General features: G+C 72.9%; 6 protein-coding genes and 1 pseudogene. 5 read left to right on the plus strand and 2 right to left on the minus strand.

All coding sequences use genetic code 11. From position 1 onward, the window contains the following. Together ESO86_RS12600 and ESO86_RS12605 are read right to left on the minus strand one after the other, a co-directional pair. Positions 1 to 180, minus strand: a pseudogene (locus ESO86_RS12600) (ATP-dependent DNA ligase); the annotation flags it as partial. A 68-nt stretch (positions 181 to 248) separates the two neighbouring features. Continuing rightward, entirely contained in the window at positions 249 to 683 is a 435-nt protein-coding gene (locus tag ESO86_RS12605; RefSeq protein WP_129235341.1) for a VOC family protein, read from the minus strand. A gap of 123 nt (positions 684 to 806) precedes the next feature. Here ESO86_RS12605 and ESO86_RS12610 point away from each other — a divergent pair, with 123 nt between their 5' ends. From ESO86_RS12610 to ESO86_RS12625, 5 genes are all read left to right on the plus strand, one after another. Continuing rightward, a complete protein-coding gene (locus tag ESO86_RS12610) occupies positions 807 to 1,292 on the plus strand; it encodes a DUF3806 domain-containing protein (RefSeq protein WP_129235342.1) in 486 nt (161 codons plus the stop codon). A 119-nt stretch (positions 1,293 to 1,411) separates the two neighbouring features. Continuing rightward, positions 1,412 to 2,143, plus strand: a complete 732-nt coding sequence (locus ESO86_RS12615; RefSeq protein WP_129235343.1) for a GntR family transcriptional regulator — start codon at positions 1,412 to 1,414, stop codon at positions 2,141 to 2,143. Continuing rightward, entirely contained in the window at positions 2,110 to 3,132 is a 1,023-nt protein-coding gene (locus ESO86_RS12620; RefSeq protein ID WP_129235344.1) for a 1-aminocyclopropane-1-carboxylate deaminase, read from the plus strand. The genes ESO86_RS12615 and ESO86_RS12620 overlap by 34 nt, the downstream gene beginning before the upstream one ends. Before the next feature lie 286 nt (positions 3,133 to 3,418). After that, a complete protein-coding gene (locus ESO86_RS18985; protein WP_154344571.1) occupies positions 3,419 to 3,559 on the plus strand; it encodes a hypothetical protein in 141 nt (46 codons plus the stop codon). A 51-nt stretch (positions 3,560 to 3,610) separates the two neighbouring features. After that, positions 3,611 to 3,928: a hypothetical protein gene (locus ESO86_RS12625; RefSeq protein WP_129235345.1), complete on the plus strand. Its 318-nt coding sequence runs from the start codon at positions 3,611 to 3,613 to the stop codon at positions 3,926 to 3,928. Positions 3,929 to 4,151 lie beyond the last annotated feature (223 nt).

The following is a 4,151-nucleotide window of genomic DNA, read 5'->3' on the forward strand; positions in this document are numbered from 1 at the left end:
CGTGCGCCAGCCGACGCCGACCCGGCCCTGCCGCGGCTTGGCGGTGAGGAGGCCGACCGCGGGCACGATCTCGTCGCGAGCGAGCCCCGCGAGCAGGCCCGCGAGCGCGTCGACCTTCGCGAGCCGCGACCGCGTGGATGCGACCCGCTCGACCGTCGTCACGACCTCGCCGAGCAGCACGCGATCATCCTCGCACCGACCCCCGACACGGCTCGTCGTCCGGGACCGGGAGGTCCCAAGAGGACGTCTCAGCCCGTCATCGCGCTCGTGCCGTCGGAGAGGGTCGGCGAGATGAGCCCGAACCCGTTGCCGTCCGGGTCGATGAGGTAGCCGACGCGTCCGACGCCCTGCATGTCCTCGGCGGGCATCATCTCGGTCGCGCCGAGCTCGACGGCACGACGCATGACCTCGTCGATGCTGCCGTCGACGCCGATGACGAGGTTGCAGCCGTTCACCGGCGCGCCGATCTCGGGTGCCGGCCCCTCGCGCTGGGTGAGCCCGCCGTTGATGCCGATGCCGGGCTGGCCGTCGACGTTGCCGATGGCGCCCTCCCCGGTGTCGATCATCCAGTAGGGCATGTCGCCGAACTGCGTGAAGCGCCACCCCAGCAGGTCGCCGTAGAAGTCGACGAGCCGCTGCGGCTCGGTCGCGTGGATCTCGAAGTGCACGACCAGGTTGGCCATCGTTCCCCCTCGGATGCGGCGCGCCGGGCGGATGCCGGCGCGGATGCGCGACACGCTACGCCGGTGGGCCGACATCCGTCACCCACGGACGCCGGCGTCGCCGGTTCGGGGGAGAATCGTCGGGTGCCCCTCTTCTCGCGCCGGACGGCGCCCGTCGACGATGCGCCGCCGATGCCGCGGCTCGTCGAGATCGGCGAACCCGAGCGCGACTGGATCGACTCGCACGTCGCCCTCGTCGCCGACGCGGGCGCCGATCCCGACGACCTCGAGCAGGTGCGTGCGCTGTACGAGCGCTGGTCGGCCGGGTGGCGCCGCATCAACCCGCCCGAACGCGACGACCCGGCGATCATGGTGAACGCCCTCGGCACGGCCTTCGGCGACTACGTCGCCCGCCGCACGGGCCTCTCGTGGCGTCTCGCCGAGCACGCGCACGGGCTCGAGCTGGCGCTCTACCAGCCGCGAGGTCACGTCCTCGTGCACCCGATCGGCATCGTCGACGAGCAGTGGCGCGCCGAGGAGGCCTCGGGCGGGTTCCTCGTCGAGGCCGCCGAGCGGCTGACGCAGGCGCGACGGCTCGCGCACGGCGAGGGCGGCGGCCGACGGCGCTGACTCGCGAGTCACGAGATGACGCGAAACGCTGCTCGCGCATCCTCGACGGGCGTTTCGCGTCATCTCGCGGCCCATGGGCGGGGTTGACGGAAGCTCGGGCATCCGGTGCAATATATTGCATGCCACTGCCCGCCCGCTCCCCCGCCGAGCGACCGAAGTCGATGCGGGATCACGCATACACGCACCTGCGCGACGCGATCGTCTCGGGCGACCTCGCGCCCGGCGAGCGCCTGCGCGACCCCGAGCTCGAGGCGTGGCTCGGCGTCAGTCGCACGCCCATCCGCGAGGCGATCGCCCGACTCGAGGTCGCCGGGCTCGTGCAGACCAGGCGTGCCAAGCAGACCGTCGTCGCACCGCTCGACACGCGCACCGCGCTCGCCGCGCAACGCATCGCCGCCGCGCTGCACGCGCTCGCGGTGAGGGAGGCGGTGCCGCAGCTGACCACGGCCGACCTCGAGGCGATGAGCAATGCGAACGCCGCGTTCGCGCGTGCGCTGCACGTCGACGACGTCGACGCCGCGATCGCCGCCGACGACGCGTTCCACGGCGTCGCCGTCCGGGCGAGCGCGAACCCGCTCCTGCCCGGCCTCCTCGAGCAGGTCACGCCACTGCTCCGACGGCTCGAGCGCGCGCGCTTCGGCTCGCTCGCCGGTCGCGGCTCGGTCGCCGACCACGACCGCATCATCGAGCTCTGCGTCGCCGGCCTCGCCGACGAGGCCGCCGCGGCCACCCACGACAACTGGTCGACCCTCGGCCGGTTGCTCCACCTCGGCGACGACGACGAGGCCCCCTCCCCCGCCACCGATCAAGGAGCACCATGGCCCTCGCCGACTTCCCCCGCCACCAGCTGACGTTCGGGCCGAGCCCGATCCATCCGGTCGACCGCCTGAGCGCGCACCTCGGCGGAGCCCGGGTCTGGATGAAGCGCGAGGACGTGAACTCCGGCCTCGCGTTCGGCGGCAACAAGACCCGCAAGCTCGAGTACCTCGTGCCCGACGCGCTCGCGAAGGGCGCCGACACGCTCGTCTCGATCGGCGGCGTGCAGTCGAACCACACGCGCCAGGTCTCCGCCGTCGCCGCGCACCTCGGCATGAAGGCCGTGCTCGTGCAGGAGCACTGGGTCGACTGGCCCGACGCGGTCAACGACCGGGTCGGCAACATCCTGCTCTCCCGGCTCATGGGCGCCGACGTGCGGCTCTCGCCCGCGGGGTTCAGCATCGGCTTCCGCGACTCGTGGAAGCAGGCGATCGCGGATGTCGAGGCGGCGGGCGGCACGCCGTACCCGATCCCCGCCGGCGCGTCCGACCACCCGCTGGGCGGCCTCGGCTTCGCGAACTGGGCGCACGAGGTCGCGGCGCAGGAGGAGGCGCTCGGCGTCTTCTTCGACACGATCGTGGTGTGCTCGGTCACGGGCTCGACGCACGCGGGCATGATCGCCGGCTTCGCCGACCTCGAGCACAACTTCGGCGGTCGCCCGCGCCGGGTCGTCGGCATCGACGCGTCGGCGAAGATCGACGAGACCCGCGACCAGGTCGCGCGCATCGCCAGGAACACGGCATCGACCATCGGCCTCGGCCGCGACGTCCGGGACGACGAGATCACGGTGCTCGAGGGCTGGGCCGGTGACCTCTACGGCATCCCGGTCGAGTCGACCGACGAGGCGATGCGACTCACCGGGAGCCTCGAGGGCGTCATCCTCGACCCCGTCTACGAGGGCAAGTCGATGGCGGGCCTCATCGACCTCGTCACGTCGGGCGACATCCCGAAGGACTCGAACGTGCTCTACGCCCACCTCGGCGGCCAGCCCGCCATCAACGCGTACTCGGGCCGGTACCACTGACCCGTCGACCGGCCGCCGTGCCGCGAGATGACGCGAATCGCCCTCTGCACGTCGACGACGCGCGATTCGCGTCATCTCGCGGCACGGCGGCCGGGGGACAGCTCGGATACGGGCGGGGCGTCGGGCTCGTCGGCTCCGTCGTCGAGCAGCCCGAACCCCTGGGCCCGGAGCGGATCGTGCTCGCCACCGAGGATGCGCATACGCTGTACCGACGATTCGGGTTCGAGCCGCTCGCGCGGCCCGAGCAGCGGATGATCCGCGAACGCGACGCCGTCGAGGGGGCGACATGACCGGACACGAGGACGCGCACCACGTCTCGCACGACCGCTACGAGCAGTTGAAGGCCGAGTACTGCCGCCGGTGCGGCATCCACTTCGACGCCGCCTCGGCGCACCTGCACGAGGGCCATCACGACGAGCACGGCTGAGCCGCGATCCGGGGCGCAGCGGATGTCGCGGGCCGGCGCTAGGGTCGGCCCATGGATGCACGCACCCGAGGGCGCGAGCGCCTCGTCGAGGCCGCGGCCGACCTGATCGACCGTCCCGACGTGTCCGTCGGCCGCATGTTCGGCTCCGAGGGCTACTCGGTGCGCGGCAAGCTCTTCGCGTTCGTCGAGCGCGGCGGCGACCTCGTCGTGAAGCTGCCGGAAGCGCGGATCGCCGAGCTCGGGCTCGACCCGATGGTCATGCGCGGCCGCCCGATGCGCGAGTGGGCGGTCGTGCCGTTCGCACGCGACGGCGAGTGGTCGGCCATCGCGGCCGACGCGCTCGCGTTCGTCGACGAGATCACCCCCTGACCGGGCCTCGTCGCCCGCACGAGCCGGTGGGAGCACGTGCGCATTCGACTCGTGGGGTGGGTCGCAGCGGCCCCTGCGCGGGCGTGCGCCCCGGCCCCGTCCAGCATCGCCGCCTATCCTCGACGGGTGACTCCGACCGCTCCGACCCGCGACACGGCAGTGCGCGCCGCCGTCGTGCTCGACCGCGCCGACTGGCACGCGCGCGAGCGGGCGCACGCGGAAC

This window comes from Agromyces binzhouensis (assembly GCF_004135055.1).
Classification (GTDB): Bacteria; Actinomycetota; Actinomycetes; order Actinomycetales; family Microbacteriaceae; genus Agromyces; species Agromyces binzhouensis.